We start from the raw sequence: 16,095 nt of genomic DNA on the forward strand, positions 1-16,095 counted from the left end.
TATCAAGGGATGTGCGGCGCGTGACGGAGTTGGCAGCGGTGGACGTCGGGATGCCGTGCGTGGAGCAGAACCTTGCGCTGACGTGGCAGCTCTCGGAGATTCACGGCTGGGGTCTGGTCGGCGTCCACACGGCGCTGCATCTGGTCGACCGGGGGCGGCCGCCCCTCCTGCTGGAAAAGCCGCTTCTCTCCACAATGCGGCCGGGCAACCGGGAAAAGCTGCAAAGCCTGGTCGACGGCCACCAGCAGATCACCGCCATCGCCGCCCGGTCGGGCGACCGGATGCTCGGCCTCAACGACTGCACCGTCCTGCACGCGCTCGGCAACGGCTTCGTCGCGGGATCGCTCTCCGCCCGGTTCCGCGGCAGCCGAAACGTCGGGGTCATCGCCTTCGAGGACACCTTGCTCGACGAGGACACGCTGCGCCGCGCCCGCAGCTACGACCGGATCGTGGTCCATTCCGAGTACAACCGCGCCCTGCTGGCCGAACAGGGGGTCACCGACGTCGGCTGCGCCTTTCAAGGCGTGGACCCGGACGAGCTGGCACCGGTGCCAGCGGCCGGGCGCTTCGGCGACCGCTTCGTCGTCTTCGCGGGCGGGAAGATCGAGTTCCGCAAGGGGCAGGACATCGTGCTGGCCGCCTTCCGCCGGTTCCACGAGCGCCATCCCGACGCGCTGCTGGTCACCGCGTGGCACAACCCCTGGCCGCACACGTCCGCCGACATCGCGGAGTCCCCGCTGGTGCCCTCCGCCCCCGCCGTGGGAGACAACGGCAAGCTGCGCATCGTGGAATGGGCGATGGACTGCGGCCTGCCGCCGGAGGGCTTCGTCGACATGGGCTTTCTCGGGCGCGGCCAGCTCCCCGCCATCCTGGCGGAATGCCATGCCGCCCTCTTTCCCAACCGCTGCGAAGGCGCCACCAACCTCGTCGCCATGGAGGCGATGGCCTGCGGCGTGCCGGTCATCCTGTCGGCCAACACCGGCCACCTCGACCTGATCCGCGACGGCAATTGCCTGCCGCTGCTCCGGCAGGCCCCCGTCACCGATCCCGATGGCCGGCGCCGTGGCTGGGGGGAGTCCTCCGTCGAGGAGGCCGTCGCCCACCTCGAAACCCTCTACACCGACCGCGCCGCCGCCCGCGCCCGCGCCGACACGGCGCGGGCCTTCCTGTGCGGCGAGCGGACGTGGCGCGCCTTCGCCGAAACCTTCGTGGCGGCGGTGGCCCAGCGATGACGCAGGACGCGACGGGCCCCGGCGGCACCCCGTCCCACCGGCGGGCGCTCGCGGACGATCCGGCGGACGCGGTGACGTGGCAGCACGCCGCGCACGCGGCCCGCAAGGCGGGCGACGGCCTGCGGGCGGTCGCCCTGTTCGTCCGGGCCGCCCGCCTGCACGGCGACCTTGAGGCGCTCGGCCGACAGATCGGGGCGCCCCTGAGCATGGCTGCCGGCCAAGCCTTGCGGCGCGTGCAGGACGGGGCGGCCGACGAAGCGGCGGCGGTGCTGGAGCCCTTGGCGCGCCTCGTCCCGCCGCAGGGCGACTTCGCCCGCGCGCTGGGCGTCGTGCGGCTGGTCCAGGGACGCGACGCGGAGGCCGAGCGGCTTCACGCGGCCGCGGGCTCCGAGGATTGCGGGCTGGGAGTGGCCCTGCGGGGGATCGCGCGCCACAAGGCCGACACCGACGTTCTCGGCACCGTGGTGATCCCCGCGCACCGGATGGAGGACACCATCGAGCGGGCGCTGGACAGCGTCGCGGCGGCGGCCCGCGTCTACCGCGAGACGGTGCGGGACCCGCGGGCGCAGGTCCATGTCTGCGTGGTGGACGACGCCTCCCCCGACGGGACGGCGTCGCGGGTCCTGCGCTGGGCGCGCGAGCATCCGGACCAGAGCGTCGCGCTGATCGCGAACAACCGCAACCAGGGGGCGGGGCGGTCGCGCAACATCGGCGCTGCCGCGGGGCTTGGCCGTTACCTCTGGTTCCTCGACGCCGACGATTACTTCTTCGAGCGGCATTTCGTGCTGACGGCGACGGCGCTGGACCACACCCCCGATGCCGGCTTCGTCCGCACGGGGATGCAGTTCGACAGCATCGACGATGAGATCACCCCCGCGTGGCGCGAGGCGTCGGAGCTGAGCTACCCCTGCAACCTCTGCGTCCGGCGCGCCTGCCACGAGCTGATCGGCGGCTTCCCGGAGGAAGCGCCGTTCCACCCGGCCGTGGCCGACGACGTGGCCTACGGCCGGGCGCTCCACAGCCTGTTCGGCGGAGTCCGGATCGCGGAGAAGACGGTCCATTACACGATGCGGGCGGACAACGCCCTGGCGCGGCAGCGCCAGACGATGACCAGCGGCGCCAAGCCGACGGAGCAGGTCTCGTCCGCCCCCCGCTTCGTCGCGATCGAGATCCTGACTCAGCGCCGTCTCCACGCGCTCAAAGCCAGGAGAGACTCGCTTCTGCGCGACGGCGGCTGGACCGGACCGCCGTTCCTGAGGGCCGAACCCGAGGGTCCGCTCCCGGTCCCGGCAACGGTCCCTTCGGAAAAGCGGGACGCCCCGCGTGCCATCGACCTCCTCGCGGCGGCGAAGGAGGCCATCCAGGCCGGGCAGTTCGACCGCGCCGTCGCCGCGCTGACCCGCGCCGCCGCCGAGGACCCCGGCCGCACCGAGGCCTGGTTCGAGTTGGGCTTGCTCGCGCACCGGCTTCGGCGCGACCGGCTTGCGTTGACGGCCTTCCGGGCGGTGACGTGCCTTCATCCCGGCGCGGCGGCCGCGTGGTGCAATCTCGGCTCCATGCTGGTCGACGCCGACGCCCATGCCCAGGCCGCCCCCCGGCTGCGCCGCGCCCTGGCCCTCCAGCCGGGCCTCACCAACGCCCAATGCTTGCTGGGCCGTGCGAACCGGCGGCTCGGGCAGGACAGGCAGGGCGCGCGGGAGCTGGAGCGTGCGCTTCGGCTGGACCCGCTGCGGCCCGACCTCAACGCGGACTGTGCGGACGCCGCCCTGGCCCTCGGCGACGCGGCGGGCGCGGCGGAGCATGCCCGGCGGGCGCTGCGGCTCGGCCCGGAGCTGTACGGTGGCCATGTGGCGCTGGCCGGAGCCCTGGAGGCGCTGGGTCGCCCCGACGGGGCGCTGGCGGCCTGGGAGCGGGCGATCCGCTGCAACCCCGGGTTTGGCGAGGCCTTCACCCGCCGCGCGCTGTCCCTGCTGGCGCGCCGCTGGGGGCCGCCTCCGGCACCCGCCCCGGCGGGCGGCCCCCAGCGCCGCCTCGCCGCGACGTCCCTCGGGCGCAACGGTCGGTTCGGCAACCAGCTTCTCCAGTACGGCGCCCTGCGCCTCTACGCCGCCCGGCACGGCCTCACCCTGGAGGTTCCCCCCTGGCTCGGCCGCCACCTGTACGACCACGACGATCCTCTGCCCGGTCCGGCGCTGCCGCGCGTGGCGGAGGCGGCGGGGGAGGCCGCCGTGACCGCCTCCCTACGCGGCGAGCGTGCCACGATTCTGGCGGACCGCGACGTGTCCGGCTACTTCTGCGGCGACACCACACCCCTGGCGCCGTTCAAGGAGGAATTCCGCGCGCTGTTCACGCCGGGCCGCCACCTCCGGCCCCACGCGGACGCGGTGCTAGGCCGTTTGCGCGATGCCGGGCGGACCGTCGTGGCGCTGCACCTCCGGCGCGGGGATTTCGGCTGGGGGCGGTTCTGGATCGCCCCGTCGTCCTGGTATCGGCACTGGCTGGAAACGGTCTGGCCGACGCTCGACCGGCCTGTCCTGTTCATCGCGACCGACGATCCCTCCCAGTTGCAGGAGTTCGCCGCCTACCGCCCCGTCACCGCCGGCGATCTGGCCGAGCCGATCGCGGGCGCGGAGTTCTTCACCGACTTCCACGTCCTCTGCCACGCCGGCCGGGTCGCCATTTCCAACAGCTCCTTCTCCTTCGTCGCCACCATGCTGAACCGCAACGCCAGTGAATTCCTTCGGCCGGATTCGGCCCGCCGGGCCCTGGTCCCCTACGATCCCTGGGCAGCCCCGGTGCTGATCTGATCAACGTTTCGAAAGCGCGGACAAAGCACGCAACGCATGGCCTTCCCCACCAAAGCCACCCTTGATCGCCCCGACCCCGCCGCGCTCGTCGCGGCCGGCCTCGCCCATCACGGAGCCGGCCGGCTGGCCGAAGCGGAAAGCGCGTACCGGCGCGTCCTTGCCGATCACCCCCGTCACCCCGACGCCCTGCATCTGCTGGGCGCGCTGGCCCTTCAGGGCGGCAAGCCGGCCGAGGCCGTGGACTGGATGAGGCAGTCCATCCGCTCCGCCCCCGACAACGCGGCCTGCTTCTCCAACCTCGCCAGCGCGCTGCGGCGGCTCGGCCGGCGTGACGAGGCTGCAGCCTGCTGCCGGCGCGCCCTGGCGCTGGACGCCGGCTCCGCCGACGCGCTCAACAACTTCGCGAACGTGCTGTCGGACCAAGGCCGGCACGGTGACGCCGCGACCGCGCTGCGCCGGCTGCTGCGCCTCAAGCCGCGGCTGACCGACCAGCGGCTGCTGCTCGCGCAGGCGCTCATCCTGGACGGCCGCGCCGAGGAGGCGATCGAGGAGCTGATGCTGCTCCTCGGCATGGCGCCGTCGTCGGTCGCCGCCTACGCCAACCTGGGCATGGCCCACCGCCGTCTCGGTCGGGCCGAGGAGGCGGTCCGCTACTACCGCTGCGCGCTGGGCTTCGCGCCGGGCGATCCCGGCGTCCTCAACAATCTGGGCGTCACGCTTCAGGATCTCGGGCGGCTCGACGAGGCGGTGGCCTGCTTCCGGCAATCCATCGCGATGCAGCCGGGTGCCGCGTACACGCACCTCAACCTCGGGCTGGCGGCCCGCGACCTGATGCGGGTCGACGAACTGATTGCCTTGTCGCGGACCGCGGTCCGTCTCGACCCGTCCCTGGCGGAGGCGCACACCGCGCTGAGCTTCGGGCTGCTGCTCAAGGGCGCGTTGGAGGAGGGGTTCGCCGAGTACGAATGGCGCTCGCGCATGGCCGACTTCCCGTCGCCCCGGCGCAGCTTCGCCTCACCCCCCTGGGACGGCTCCGACCTCACCGGCCGGACCCTTCTGGTCCATGACGAGCAGGGGGTGGGCGACACCATCATGTTCGCCCGCTTCGCCCCGCAGCTTCAGGCGCGGGGTGTGCGCGTCGTCATCGAGTGCAACAGCCAGCTCGTCCGCCTGCTCTCCGCCATGCCGGGCATCGAAGGCGTGGTCAGCCGGTTCGACCCGCCGCCTCCGCACGACGCGCACGACGCCCTGGCCAGCCTGCCGCACCGGCTCGGCACCATGCTCTACACGATCCCCGCCGACACCCCCTATCTGCGCGCCGAGCCGGAACTGGTGACACGCTGGGCGACGCGGATCGGGCCGCGGGCGGGGCTGCGGGTGGGACTGGTGTGGGCGGGAAACCCCGGCTTCAAGGCGGACCACATCCGTTCGCCGCGACTGAAGGCGTTCCTTCCGCTTCTGGACGTTCCGGGCGTCACGGTCTTCGGCCTGCAAAAGGGGGCGGGGCGGCAGGATCTGGAGACCTGCGGGCCGCTGCCGCCGTCCTTCATCGACCTCGCCGCGGAGATCGCCGACTTCGCCGACACCGCGGCGATCATGGAGTCCCTCGACCTCGTCATCAGCTCCTGCACGGCGCCGGCCCATCTGGCCGGGGCGCTCGGACGCCCGGTCTGGACGGTGCTGCCCTTCGCCCCCGACTGGCGCTGGCTGGACCAGGGGATGTGCACGCCGTGGTATCCGACCATGCGCCTGTTCCGCCAGGACCGGCGCGGCGAGTGGGCGCCCGTCGTCGGCCGTGTCCGCGCCGCTCTCCAGGCCCTCGCCCGGTCCCGCCCGTGACCCAAAGCGCAGGGCTTCAGGGCATAAACGTCAGGGCGTCCAGGGTTCGAAGGGCCGGATGCGGCGGGCGGCGACGTCCGGCTCGACGAACAGGCGGGCGCGGGTGTTGAGGCGGGCGGCCAGCGCGCTGAAGCCGCTGGCGGCGCTGGTGCCGACCACGTCGGCGTTCATCAGCACGTGGAAGTCCTGAAGGAAATCCAACCCAACCCACTCCTCCACGACGTCGGCCCGGGTCAGGGGATGGAACTCCGCAAAGGCGTGCCGGACCGCCGCGACGTCGTCGCTCGCCAGATAGAGGACCGGCCGGTCGAGGCGCGGCCACCATTCCCGCAGCCAGTCGACGTACCAAGCGGTCTCGGTGATGGGGTAGTTGTAGGTCACGAAGTCGCCGCGCCGGATGTGGAGCGCGACCACCGTGTTCCCCGCCGCCCGCAACCGCTCGATCGCCGGGGCGAGCTGCGGGTCCCAGACCCGGCGCGGTCTCAGCCAGGACTGGACGCGCTGCCGGTACTCCTGTTTGTGCTCGAACAGGAACAGGGGCGAGAGCATGTCGCGGTCGGCGATCGGCGCCCGCCCCGTGGTGCCGCTCACCAGATCGTTGAGGATGCGGCGGGAAAACAGCAGCGGCGGCAGCGGACCGCTCTGCGGCGGATCGTTCAGCTCGAAAAAGGCGCCGCCCACCCAGTCGGGCGTCTCCAGGACGAAGCCGAACTTTTCGGCGTAGAGCCGGACCAGGACATATTCCAGAACGGTGTGGGCGAAGCGGCCCCGGGTGGCCAGCGACGACGAGGTGACGCGCGGGGGCCGGCGTCGGCCGTCCGCCCCGACGGGAGCGGGGCGGACGAGCTGGAGCCCTTGATCGGCCAGGGTCGCGCGCAAGGCGGCGAGCGACTTTACGGTGAAGAACCAGCCATTGTCCCCGCGGACCGCCGCCAGCCGGTCGCGGGCCGCCCGGGGGGTGCCGTCCCTCAGGTCGAGCGCGGCCAGAGCGGTCAGGCATTCCCCGCGATGGACCACGCCGCCAAGCGGCGTCGAGGCCAGCCGGGTGAAGAACGCCCGCCCCTCGGCCAGCCGGCCGCCCCGCAGGAAGACGTTGGTCAGCAACTCGATGCTGAGGGGCACGTCGGCTCCGGGGATCGGCAGGCTTTGGATCAGTTCGCCTTCGGCCTCGGCCAAGCGACCCAGTTCGCTCAGCACCGTCGCCACCCGCAGACGGGCGAGCGCCAGCCCCAGCCGCGCCGACCGCCGGTAGGCGTGCAAAGCCCGCAGGGGATCGCCGTGGGCGTACAGGGCGTTGCCGAAATTGTACCAGTGTTCCGGACTGGCCGGGGTGAGCGCCAGCGCGCGCCGCAGGCTGGCCCGCGCCGCGGCGTCATCGCCGCGTTCGAGCAGGGTGTTGCCCAGGTTCATGTGGGCGGGCGCCAGATCGGCCTTGACCGCGATGGCGTGGAGCAGGCTGTCCACCGCCTCGTCGAGCTGGCCGGCGCGGCGGAGGACCACCCCCAGATCGTGATGAACCTCAGCCGAACCGGGATCAAGGCGGGCGGCACGGCGCAGCGCCTGAACGGCTTGCGGCGTCCCGGCATCGCCCTGGGACTGGAAGGCGTCGCCGAGGTTGCGCCAAGCCTGCGGGTGGCCCGGATCGAAGAGGGTCAGCCGCCGCCAGTCGGCGGTGGCCTCCGCGGGATGGCCGGCCTTGTCCAGGATGATGGCCCGGTTGGCGCGCGCCTCGATCCAGCCGGGACTGAGCCGGAGCGCCCGCCCGATCAGGGCCAGGCCCGCGGTCGGCCGGCCGGTCTGCCATGCGACCATGCCGAGCAGATACAAGGCGTTGGGGTTCGCCGGGTCGGCTTCCATGATGCGGCGATAGAGAACGGCCGCCTCGGAAACGCGGCCCGCGCGATGATCGGCGAAGGCAACGGCCAGGATTTCACCGATCGTGGCCATTACCCTCTCCCTCAATCGTCGAACCGCAGCCCGGATTATCGTCACCCGTGCGGGCGTGTTCAGGCGGCCGAAGGTAGCTTAGCGGCGGCCGCCCGATCAACTCGGAGGGGGAGGGATCGCCCCTGTGCAAAAGGGAACGGTCAAAACATCGTCAGTTGATCGCCACGGGCCGGAGGGGGCTTGAAGTCGGCGCAGTTGAGGGCGGCGTCGCGGGCGTTGAGGCCGAGGCGCTTGCAGGCCAGTTTGAAGCGCTTCGCCAGCAGCTCCGCCACCGGGCCGGAGCCCTTCATGCGGCTGCCGAACTGAGACTGGTACAAGTCCCCCTCGCGGCACTGGCGGATCAGGCTGAGCACCCGTTCGGCGCGGTTGGGCGCGTGCTCGCGCAGCCATTCCTCGAACAGATCGGCGATCTCCAGCGGCAGGCGCAGGAGGATGTAGTTGGCCTGCGTCGCCCCGGCTTCCGCCGCCGCCGTCAGGATGGCTTCCAGCTCATGGTCGCTGAGCCCCGGGATCATCGGGCTGGCCAGCACCGCCACCGGCACGCCGGCGGCCGTCAGGTCGCGCATGGCGGCGAGGCGCCGCTGCGGTGTGCTGGCCCGCGGCTCCATCCGGCGGGCGAGGTCGCGGTCGAGCGTGGTGACCGACAGCGCGACGTTGACCAGCCCCTTCGCCGCCATCGGCGCCAGGATGTCGAGGTCGCGCAGGACCAGCGCCGACTTGGTGATGATCATCACCGGCTGGTTGAAGTCGCGGCAGACCTCCAGCACGGCGCGGGTGATGCGCTGCTCCCGCTCGATGGGCTGGTAGGGATCGGTGTTGGCGCCGAGCGCCAGCGGCCGGCAGCGGTAGGACTTGGCGCGAAGCTCCGCCGCCAGAAGCTCCGCCGCCCGGGCCTTGCGGAAGATCTTCGTCTCGAAATCCAACCCCGGCGACAGGCCGAGATAGGCGTGGGTCGGACGGGCGAAGCAGTAGATGCAGGCGTGCTCGCACCCCCGGTAGGGATTCACCGACCGCTCGAAGATCACGTCGGGCGATGTGTTCTTCGACAGGATCGAGCGGGCGGTGTCGTCGAAGACCTGGGTCGGGACGGCTTCCGTGACCGCTTCGTTCGCGCCCCAACCGTCGTCGGCCAGCACCCGCGTCTCCCGCTCGTAGCGGGAGGTCAGGTTGCCGATCGCGCCCCGTCCTTTCAGGGCCTGCCGCGGAATCTCGTCCATGGGGACAGGATAGCCGCGGAAAGCCAGAACGTAAAGTGAACATTCCCCTGCCCGCCCCGATCCCCTCACGGCGACAGGGCGGGCGGGGAGGGTACGTGGGGGTTACTGGACCTTCGGCGCAACGGCCTCGGCCGCCTTGGGGTCCACCAGTCCCTTGTCCAGCTTGGCCCGGATGTCCTCCTTCTGCGGCTCCTCCTCCGCGGTGCGGAGCGCGCGGGTCCATTGGAAGCGGGCCTCGTTGCGGCGCCCGACGCGCCAGTAGGCGTCGCCCAGATGGTCGTTGATGGTGGCGTCGGTCGGCTTCAACTCCACCGCGCGCTCCAGCTTCTCCACCGCCCCTTCGAAATCGCCGGTGCGGTAGAGCGCCCAGCCCAGGCTGTCGACGATGTAGCCGTCCTTGGGACGCAAGGCGACGGCCTTCTCGATCATCGTCTTGGCCTCCTCCAGGTTCAGCCCGCGGTCGACGTAGCTGTAGCCCAGATAATTCAGCAGGAAGGCCTCGTCCGGCTTCAGCGCCAACGCCGCCCGTAGGTCGCGCTCGGCGTCCGGCCAGCGGTCGATCTTGTCGTAGGACATGGCGCGGGCGTAGAGCACCGCCCAATGCCGCTCCTCCGGCGTGCCGATGCGCTCCAGCGCCTTGCTGTAGCTGTCGGCGGCCTCGCCGTAGCGCTTGGCGACGCGGTACAGGTCGCCCAGCCGGATCAGCGCGTCCGTCCGTTCGGGACGTTCGGCGGACAGGGAGGAGAAGGCGGTGATGGCCTCGTCGGTGCGCTCCAGCCGGGCGAAGCTTTCGGCAGCGCGCAGACGGGCGGTCCAGCCCAGCACCGGGTCCTTCTCCAGAGCCTGGAACTCGACCAGCGCGTCGGCGTGGTGGTCGCGGTTCTCCATGATGTCGCCGATCATCAGCCGCGCCAGCGACAGGTCGGGGCGCAGGTGAAGGGCGATCCGCCCAAAGAGCAGGGCGGTTTCCTCCGCCCCCTCGTGATGGATGGCGCTGCCCAGGTCGAACAGGGCCTCCGCCAGCCCCTGCTTGGCGTCGGACACCACCGGGGCGGCGGTCTTGCCCTCGTCCAGCGCCTTCAGGGCCGGCTCGACCATCAGGCTGTCGGGGTTGTCGGCGCGGAAGGCGTCGTAAAGCTTGCGCGCCTCGTCCTTGCGGCCGGTGCGCTCGTAGAAGCTGCCGACGATCTGGATGACGCGCAGCGGCGTTTCCTTGTCGAGCACGCGGGCGAAGCGCTCCGCGGCGGCGTCCTTGCGCCCTCCCAGCTCCAGCACCAGGCCGGCGTGCAGGTCGTGGAGGGCGGCGAAGCCGCTGGCGGTGGAGAGCGGCTCCAGCGCCTTCAGCGCCGCGTCGGTCTTGCCCTCCGCGGCGGCCAGCCAAGCGTCGATCAACGGGCCGATGTATTTCGCCATGCCCTCCTTGGGCATGCGCGCGGCCATGGCCTTGGCTTCCTTCAGCTTGCCGCGGGCCAGATTGTCCGAAGCCAGCAGGGCGATGGCCATCTGCGGGTCGTTGTCCTGCTCCAGCAGCCGCTTGGCGAGGTCGATGGCGGCGTCGAACTGCCCTTCGCCCAGCTTCAGCAGGTAGGTGCGGCGCAGCAGCGTCAGGTCGCCAGGGTCGGCGGACAGGGCGTGCGCCATGAACAGGGCGGCCGCCGCCCAGTCGTCCTGGCGCTGGGCGAAACGCCCGGCCAAATAGCTGCCGGTCGCCGAGGTCAGCGACAGGCGCTCCGTCGCCGCCGGGGCGGCGGCGGAGGCATGGCCAGACGGCAGGAGGCCCGCCGTGGAAAGGAGCAAGGCACCGAGCGCCGTCCGACCCAACCGGGTCCGCCCAAATCGGAATGTCATCATGCCGCGTCCACCTGCACGCCTACGGAGTCCGGATCAGGAAAGCCTGAAACTCGAGTCCTCAGTCTAACACCAACCGCGGGCAAGGGTTAACCGCGCTGCGTCCCGAACCATCGCATGTCTCGGCTCCCGCTCTGCCCTAACGCCACTCGGCGGCGACCCGCCCGATGATCTCCGGACGCAGGACGTCGACCGCGTGGGCGTCCATGTGGGCCTCCAGCGACTCCGGCATGTCCGGCGACAGGGCGGCGCCCTCGACCTGCCAGCGGGCCATCCAGGACAAGGTGCGCAGCCAGGTCAGCCGGCGCAAGGGCCGGCGCCACGGGCGCACCGCCTCGGCCAGCGCGGGCGGCACCGCCGCCTCCCAGGCCGCATGGAACGCCGCGACCTCGTCGGGGGCCAGCACAGCCGCGACCTCCCGCTCCCATTTGGTGGAGGTGTAGAGGCTGGCGTGGGCGAGATCGATGGCCGGGTGGCCGTACTGGGCCTTCTCCAGATCGGTGAACCACGCCTTGCCGGCGGCGTCGATCAGGAAATTGCCGGGGTGGACGTCGCTGCCGACCAGCGTGATGGGCGGGGGCGCTGCGCAGCGGAAGGCGCGGGCGGCCTCCAGCTCCGTCGCAAGCCGGGCCAGGGCGTCCGGGGTCAGCCCGGCACGCTCGAACCACACCGCCTGCCGCTCCACCTGGGCCAGGGTCGCCGCCACCGGGTCGGCAGGGGCGGGCAGGGGGGCACGCTCGCCGTCCGGCGGCAGGGGCAGGGCGTGCAGGGCGGCGAGCGCCCGCGCGATGGCCGGCATGTCGTCCGGCAGGCGCGGCGGGCGGCCGACGATCTCCGTCACCACCAGCGCGCCCATGGGCAGCTCCGGCTCCGGCGGCAGGACGGCGGCCAGTTCCGGCGTGTGGCCGCTGGGGGCGGCGCGGCGGAAGGCGGTGGCCTGCTGCTCCAGATTGGCGAAGGGGTCGAGCCCGAGCTGGCTCCACCGCGGCACACGGGCGACCAGGCCGCGCCCAGCCAGCCGCACATGGTCGTGCGCCACGCCACGGCGCGGCATCGGTTCCAGCGCGCCGGAGGGCAGGCCGGTGAAAGCCGGCAGCCGCGTCAGGGCGCCGTGCAGTCCGGCGGTGCCGGTCACACCTGATGCTCGCGCAGGCGCGGCATCAGTTCGACGAGGTTGCAGGGACGGTGCCGGTTGTCGAGCTGGAAGACCAGGATGTCGTCCCAGGCGTCGCGGCAGGCGCTGGGCGAGCCGGGGAGGGCGAAGATGTAGGTGCCGTTGGCCACCCCGCCGGTCGCGCGGCTCTGGATCGTCGAGGTGCCGACCTTGGCGTAGCTGAGCTGGCGGAACAGCTCTCCGAAGCCGGGGATCGGCTTGTCGAACAGCGCCTCCACCGCCTCCGGGGTCACGTCGCGGCCGGTGACCCCGGTGCCGCCGGTGGTCAGCACGACGTCGATCTCCGGATCGGCGATCCAGGACTGGACCTGCGCGCGAATGGCGGCGACGTCGTCCTTCACGATGGCGCGGGCGCCCAGCCGGTGGCCGGCGCCGGTCAGCCGTTCGACCAGCGCGTCGCCCGAGCGGTCGTCGCCCAGCGTGCGCGTGTCGGACACGGTCATGACGGCGATGTTGACGGGCAGGAACGGACGGGATTCGTCAATTTTCGGCATCGGCGGATTCGGCGTGTTGCGCGACCTGGGTGGACCGGGCCGCCGGGAAGACATCCACCGGCATATAGACCGGCCAGCCGCCCGCCGCAACGGCGTCCAGCGATTCGATCTCCTGCCCCAGCCGCAGCCGGTAGATCCAGAAGTTGGCGACGACCTTCTCGACGTAGTTCCGCGTCTCGGCGTAGGGCAGGCTCTCGATGAAGAGCAGCGGGTCGTCGCCAATGTCCGACAGCTCGCGGCGCCAGCGCGCCAGCGTGCCGGGGCCGGCGTTGTAGGCGGCGGCCAGCAGGAACAGGTTGTTGCCGATGTCCTGGCTGTTCAGCAGCTCCGCCATGTAGCGCTGCCCAAGCTCCATGTTGGTGGAGGGGTCGAACAGGCCTGTGCGGGCGGCGTCGGCCTGACCGATGTCGGCGTTGCGCTCCTGCACATGCTGGGCGGTGGCGGGCATGATCTGCATCAGGCCGGTGGCCCCCGCGGAGCTGACCAGCTTGGGGTCGAAGCGCGATTCCTGCCGCATCACCGCGAAGACCAGCGCGCGGTCCACGGCGAAGCCGTCGCGCGGCTTCCAATGCGGCACCGGATAGAGGGCCGCCGTGTAGGGCGCGCCGTCGGGACCGGCCACCGCGTTGCCGACCTGGAGCGCCAGCCCCGGCAGTTCCGCGCGATCGGCCAGCGCCACCAGCGCCTGCTCGGCCAGCGCGTCGCCGCGCGGGTGGATGCGGCGCAGCTCAATCTCCGCCGCCTCGCGCTGGCCAGCCTGGATCAGGGCGATGGCGCGGGTGCCGCCGGGCAGGGCGGACAGCGCCTTCAGATGCTCCCCGGTCAGTTCCGGCGTGCGCCAGTTGAGGTCGCCCGAACCGCCCAGCTTGCGATGGGCAAGCAGGCCGTAGAAGGTATGGGGGTAGCGCGCCGCGGCGGCCAGATGGCTGCGGGCCTGCTCCTCGCGGCCCCGGCGAGAATGGGCGCGGGCCGCCCAGAAGCCGGCGGCGGAGGCCAGCCAGGGCGATTGCGGACCGGCCTCGGCCAGATTGGTGAAATGGCGGGCGGCACGGTCGTATTGCTTCAGCCGCCAAGCGGCGAGGCCGGCGATCCAATGCGCCTCGATCACCGACGGGCCGGAGCGGGCGGCGCTGGCCGAGGCCAGCGACAGCGCCTGCGTCACGTCGCCGGAATAATAGAGCGCGGCGGCGATCCGCGCCCGCGCCCGGTCATATTGCACCGAATCGAGGCTGCGCCCGAACTCGTCCTGGTTGAGCAGGGCCAGCGCCGCCCCCGGCTTGCCGGCGCGCAGCAAGTCGGTCACCCGGGACGGGGCGGCGCGGTCGGTGCGGCCGGCGGTGCGGCTGCGCGGGGCGACGGTGAGCTTGGCCTTGTCCTCGGCCACCTCGGCGCTCTTGTCCGGGTCGGGCGTGTCGTCGTCGGAAACAGCCTCCGGCAGCGGTTCGGGGCGCAGGCCGCCCAGCCGCTCCAGCGACCCGGTCAGCCGCTCCCCGTCGCCGCCGCGCGGCGGCTTCAGGGCGCGCTGCTGGCCGGCGGGGGCGCGGCGCTGGGCCAGGGCATGGATGCGCTCGGCGTCCGGCAGGTCACCGTAGCGCTGGAGCCATCCCGCCAGCTCGTCGTAGCTCGCCTTGCGATCGGGGTGCAGATAACGCTGGCGCAGCACATGGCCCATCAGGCGGCGGTCGCGCAGCAGGCGGATTTCCCAGTCGGCGCCTTCCCACTCCCCCCGTTCCTGAAGGGCGAAGATGCGCCGGTAGTGGCGGGCGTCCTCTTCCGTCAGCTGGATGGCGCGCGCGTCGGCGTCCGTCGCCAGCAGCAGGGTCTGCTCGGCACGATCAAATCCCGGCGGGACGACGGGGCGTCCATCCGGCGCGTGGATCACAAGGCCGGCCTGGGCTGGACGATAACCGCCCGTCGGGTCGGGTGCCGCGCACAGCGCCAGCGCCACCCCCGCCATTCCCAGGACCTTCCGCCGCAGCGAGACGGTGTTTGCTGCACTGCACAATATCCGGAACATGGTATTCGAATAACCGCAGTGGACGGAAATCGCAAGAAGATGATTCCCCAACAGCGGTCAAGGCTGTCTGTTCGTAAGGGTTTTCAGCAACTTAGTGGGCGTGGGAAAATGGCTCTAGCCCAGTGGGAAGACCCTTTTGGCGCAAGGTCATGGGTCTTTCTGTGCCGTTTGGCGCAACGGCATAGCGGCGACTTGGTAAACCACTCCGATCTTTCGAAGTACTTGGGCAATGTTTGGAATGTCTATGGATCTCGAATGTTCGAATGACCGTGTAAGAATAAATGCAATAAGGGAAACATTTTAGAGATCAGCGCCGTTAACCATCGGCGTGGCGGGTTTGCCCCCTCCCCTGCGTCAACGGGGGAGGGCTGGGGTGGGGGCAAAACGACTCTTGCGGTGACTCAGCCCGGAAAGCGCTGGCGCAGGGTCAGCAGGTCGCGCCACGCCTCGCGCTTGGCGATGGGGTTGCGCAGCAGATAGGCCGGGTGCAGCATCGGCAGGACCGGCACCGGGCCGGACAGGCCGGGGGAGGCGTAGTCGAACCAGCGGCCGCGCAGGCGGGTGATGCCTTCGGCCCGGTTGAGCAGCGTCTTGGCCGAGGTTCCGCCCAGCGGCACCAGCACCTTCGGCCCGATCAGTTCGACGTGCCGTTCCAGGAAGGGCAGGCAGGCGGCGATTTCCGCCTGGGTCGGCGAGCGGTTGCCGGGCGGGCGCCAGGGCAGGATGTTGCTGATGTAGACTTTGCTGCGGTCGAGTCCCACCTGGGCCAGCATGCGGTCGAGCAGCTTGCCGCTGACCCCGACGAAGGGCTTGCCCTGCCGGTCCTCGTCCTCGCCCGGCGCCTCGCCGATCAGCATGATGTCCGCGGCGGGGTTGCCGTCGGCGAAGACCGTGTTCATCGCCGTCGCCTTCAGCGGGCAGCCGTCGAAGGCGCGCAGCGCCGACTCCAGTTCCTCCAGGCTGCGCGCCTCGGCGGCGCGGGCGCGGGCGCTCGCCCCGGCCTCGCTGGCGCCCAGCGGCAAATCCGACCCGGTCGCCACGCCGAACATCGACGCGCCGGACGGACCCCCGAACGCCGACCGCGGCGTCGTCGCCGGGGCGGGGCGCGCCGCGGCAGGCGGCAGCGCCGACGCGCCGGCCGGCGCACGCGCCACCGCCGGCCGGGCGGCCAGCGTCGCCCAGTCCAGGGGCTCGTCCCCGATGGCCTCGTCGCACCCGATGTCGGCGTGCCAGCGCAGGGCGGCGAGGATGTCGGATTGGTCAATCATCGTTTGACCTTACCACGGCTCCTGTGGTCTTACATGGGCTTAGATATCCTTTTTGGCGGGTGCGAAAGGCATACGCCGTTCCGAAAGCCGCCGGACCCTGCGGAAATGGCCCCGGCGCTTCAATCAAGCGGGAGGCATGGGGACCATGGATCGCGATCCGCGCGAGGTGATGGAGTACGACGTCCTTGTCGTCGGAGCCGGCCCGTCGGGCCTGAGCGCGGCCATCCGCCTGAAACAGCTCGCCAACGAGGC

The 16,095-nt window shown here is 71.6% G+C and carries 11 protein-coding genes; 4 read left to right on the forward strand and 7 right to left on the reverse strand.

Annotated features, from left to right (window positions below; translation table 11 throughout):
• Positions 1-20: 20 nt before the first annotated feature.
• Genes FHW79_RS30585 through FHW79_RS30595 form a run of 3 tightly spaced genes read left to right on the forward strand, consistent with a single transcriptional unit; the run spans position 21 to position 5,878 of the window.
• Complete coding sequence (locus FHW79_RS30585; RefSeq protein WP_348984321.1) at positions 21-1,232, forward strand: glycosyltransferase family 4 protein; 1,212 nt, start codon at positions 21-23, stop codon at positions 1,230-1,232.
• Positions 1,229-4,039, forward strand: a complete 2,811-nt coding sequence (locus FHW79_RS30590; RefSeq protein ID WP_183182410.1) for a glycosyltransferase — start codon at positions 1,229-1,231, stop codon at positions 4,037-4,039. The genes FHW79_RS30585 and FHW79_RS30590 overlap by 4 nt, the downstream gene beginning before the upstream one ends.
• Before the next feature lie 36 nt (positions 4,040-4,075).
• A complete protein-coding gene (locus FHW79_RS30595) occupies positions 4,076-5,878 on the forward strand; it encodes a tetratricopeptide repeat-containing glycosyltransferase family protein (RefSeq protein WP_183182411.1) in 1,803 nt (600 codons plus the stop codon).
• 30 nt (positions 5,879-5,908) lie between these two features.
• Here FHW79_RS30595 and FHW79_RS30600 read toward each other — a convergent pair whose 3' ends face one another.
• The 7 genes from FHW79_RS30600 to FHW79_RS30630 form a co-directional block, all read right to left on the reverse strand.
• Positions 5,909-7,825 (reverse strand): tetratricopeptide repeat protein, encoded by a 1,917-nt coding sequence (locus FHW79_RS30600; protein WP_183182412.1) that lies wholly within the window; start codon positions 7,823-7,825, stop codon positions 5,909-5,911.
• Positions 7,826-7,965: 140 nt separating this feature from the next.
• Positions 7,966-9,042: a PA0069 family radical SAM protein gene (locus FHW79_RS30605; protein ID WP_183182413.1), complete on the reverse strand. Its 1,077-nt coding sequence runs from the start codon at positions 9,040-9,042 to the stop codon at positions 7,966-7,968.
• Positions 9,043-9,144: 102 nt separating this feature from the next.
• Positions 9,145-10,839 (reverse strand): tetratricopeptide repeat protein, encoded by a 1,695-nt coding sequence (locus FHW79_RS30610; RefSeq protein ID WP_247884696.1) that lies wholly within the window; start codon positions 10,837-10,839, stop codon positions 9,145-9,147.
• Between the two features lie 190 nt (positions 10,840-11,029).
• A complete protein-coding gene (locus FHW79_RS30615; protein WP_183182415.1) occupies positions 11,030-12,025 on the reverse strand; it encodes a phosphotransferase in 996 nt (331 codons plus the stop codon).
• A complete protein-coding gene (gene moaB / locus FHW79_RS30620) occupies positions 12,022-12,558 on the reverse strand; it encodes a molybdenum cofactor biosynthesis protein B (protein ID WP_183182416.1) in 537 nt (178 codons plus the stop codon). The genes FHW79_RS30615 and moaB overlap by 4 nt, the downstream gene beginning before the upstream one ends.
• Positions 12,545-14,515, reverse strand: coding sequence for a transglycosylase SLT domain-containing protein (locus FHW79_RS30625; RefSeq protein ID WP_183182417.1), 1,971 nt, complete (start codon positions 14,513-14,515; stop codon positions 12,545-12,547). The genes moaB and FHW79_RS30625 overlap by 14 nt, the downstream gene beginning before the upstream one ends.
• A gap of 461 nt (positions 14,516-14,976) precedes the next feature.
• Positions 14,977-15,843, reverse strand: a complete 867-nt coding sequence (locus FHW79_RS30630; protein WP_183182418.1) for a uracil-DNA glycosylase — start codon at positions 15,841-15,843, stop codon at positions 14,977-14,979.
• Positions 15,844-15,988: 145 nt separating this feature from the next.
• Here FHW79_RS30630 and FHW79_RS33085 point away from each other — a divergent pair.
• Positions 15,989-16,095: FAD-binding protein (locus FHW79_RS33085; RefSeq protein ID WP_183182419.1), on the forward strand; the 107-nt coding region annotated here is incomplete at its 3' end.

This window comes from Azospirillum sp. OGB3 (assembly GCF_014192915.1).
In the GTDB taxonomy this organism is placed as follows: Bacteria; Pseudomonadota; Alphaproteobacteria; order Azospirillales; family Azospirillaceae; genus Azospirillum.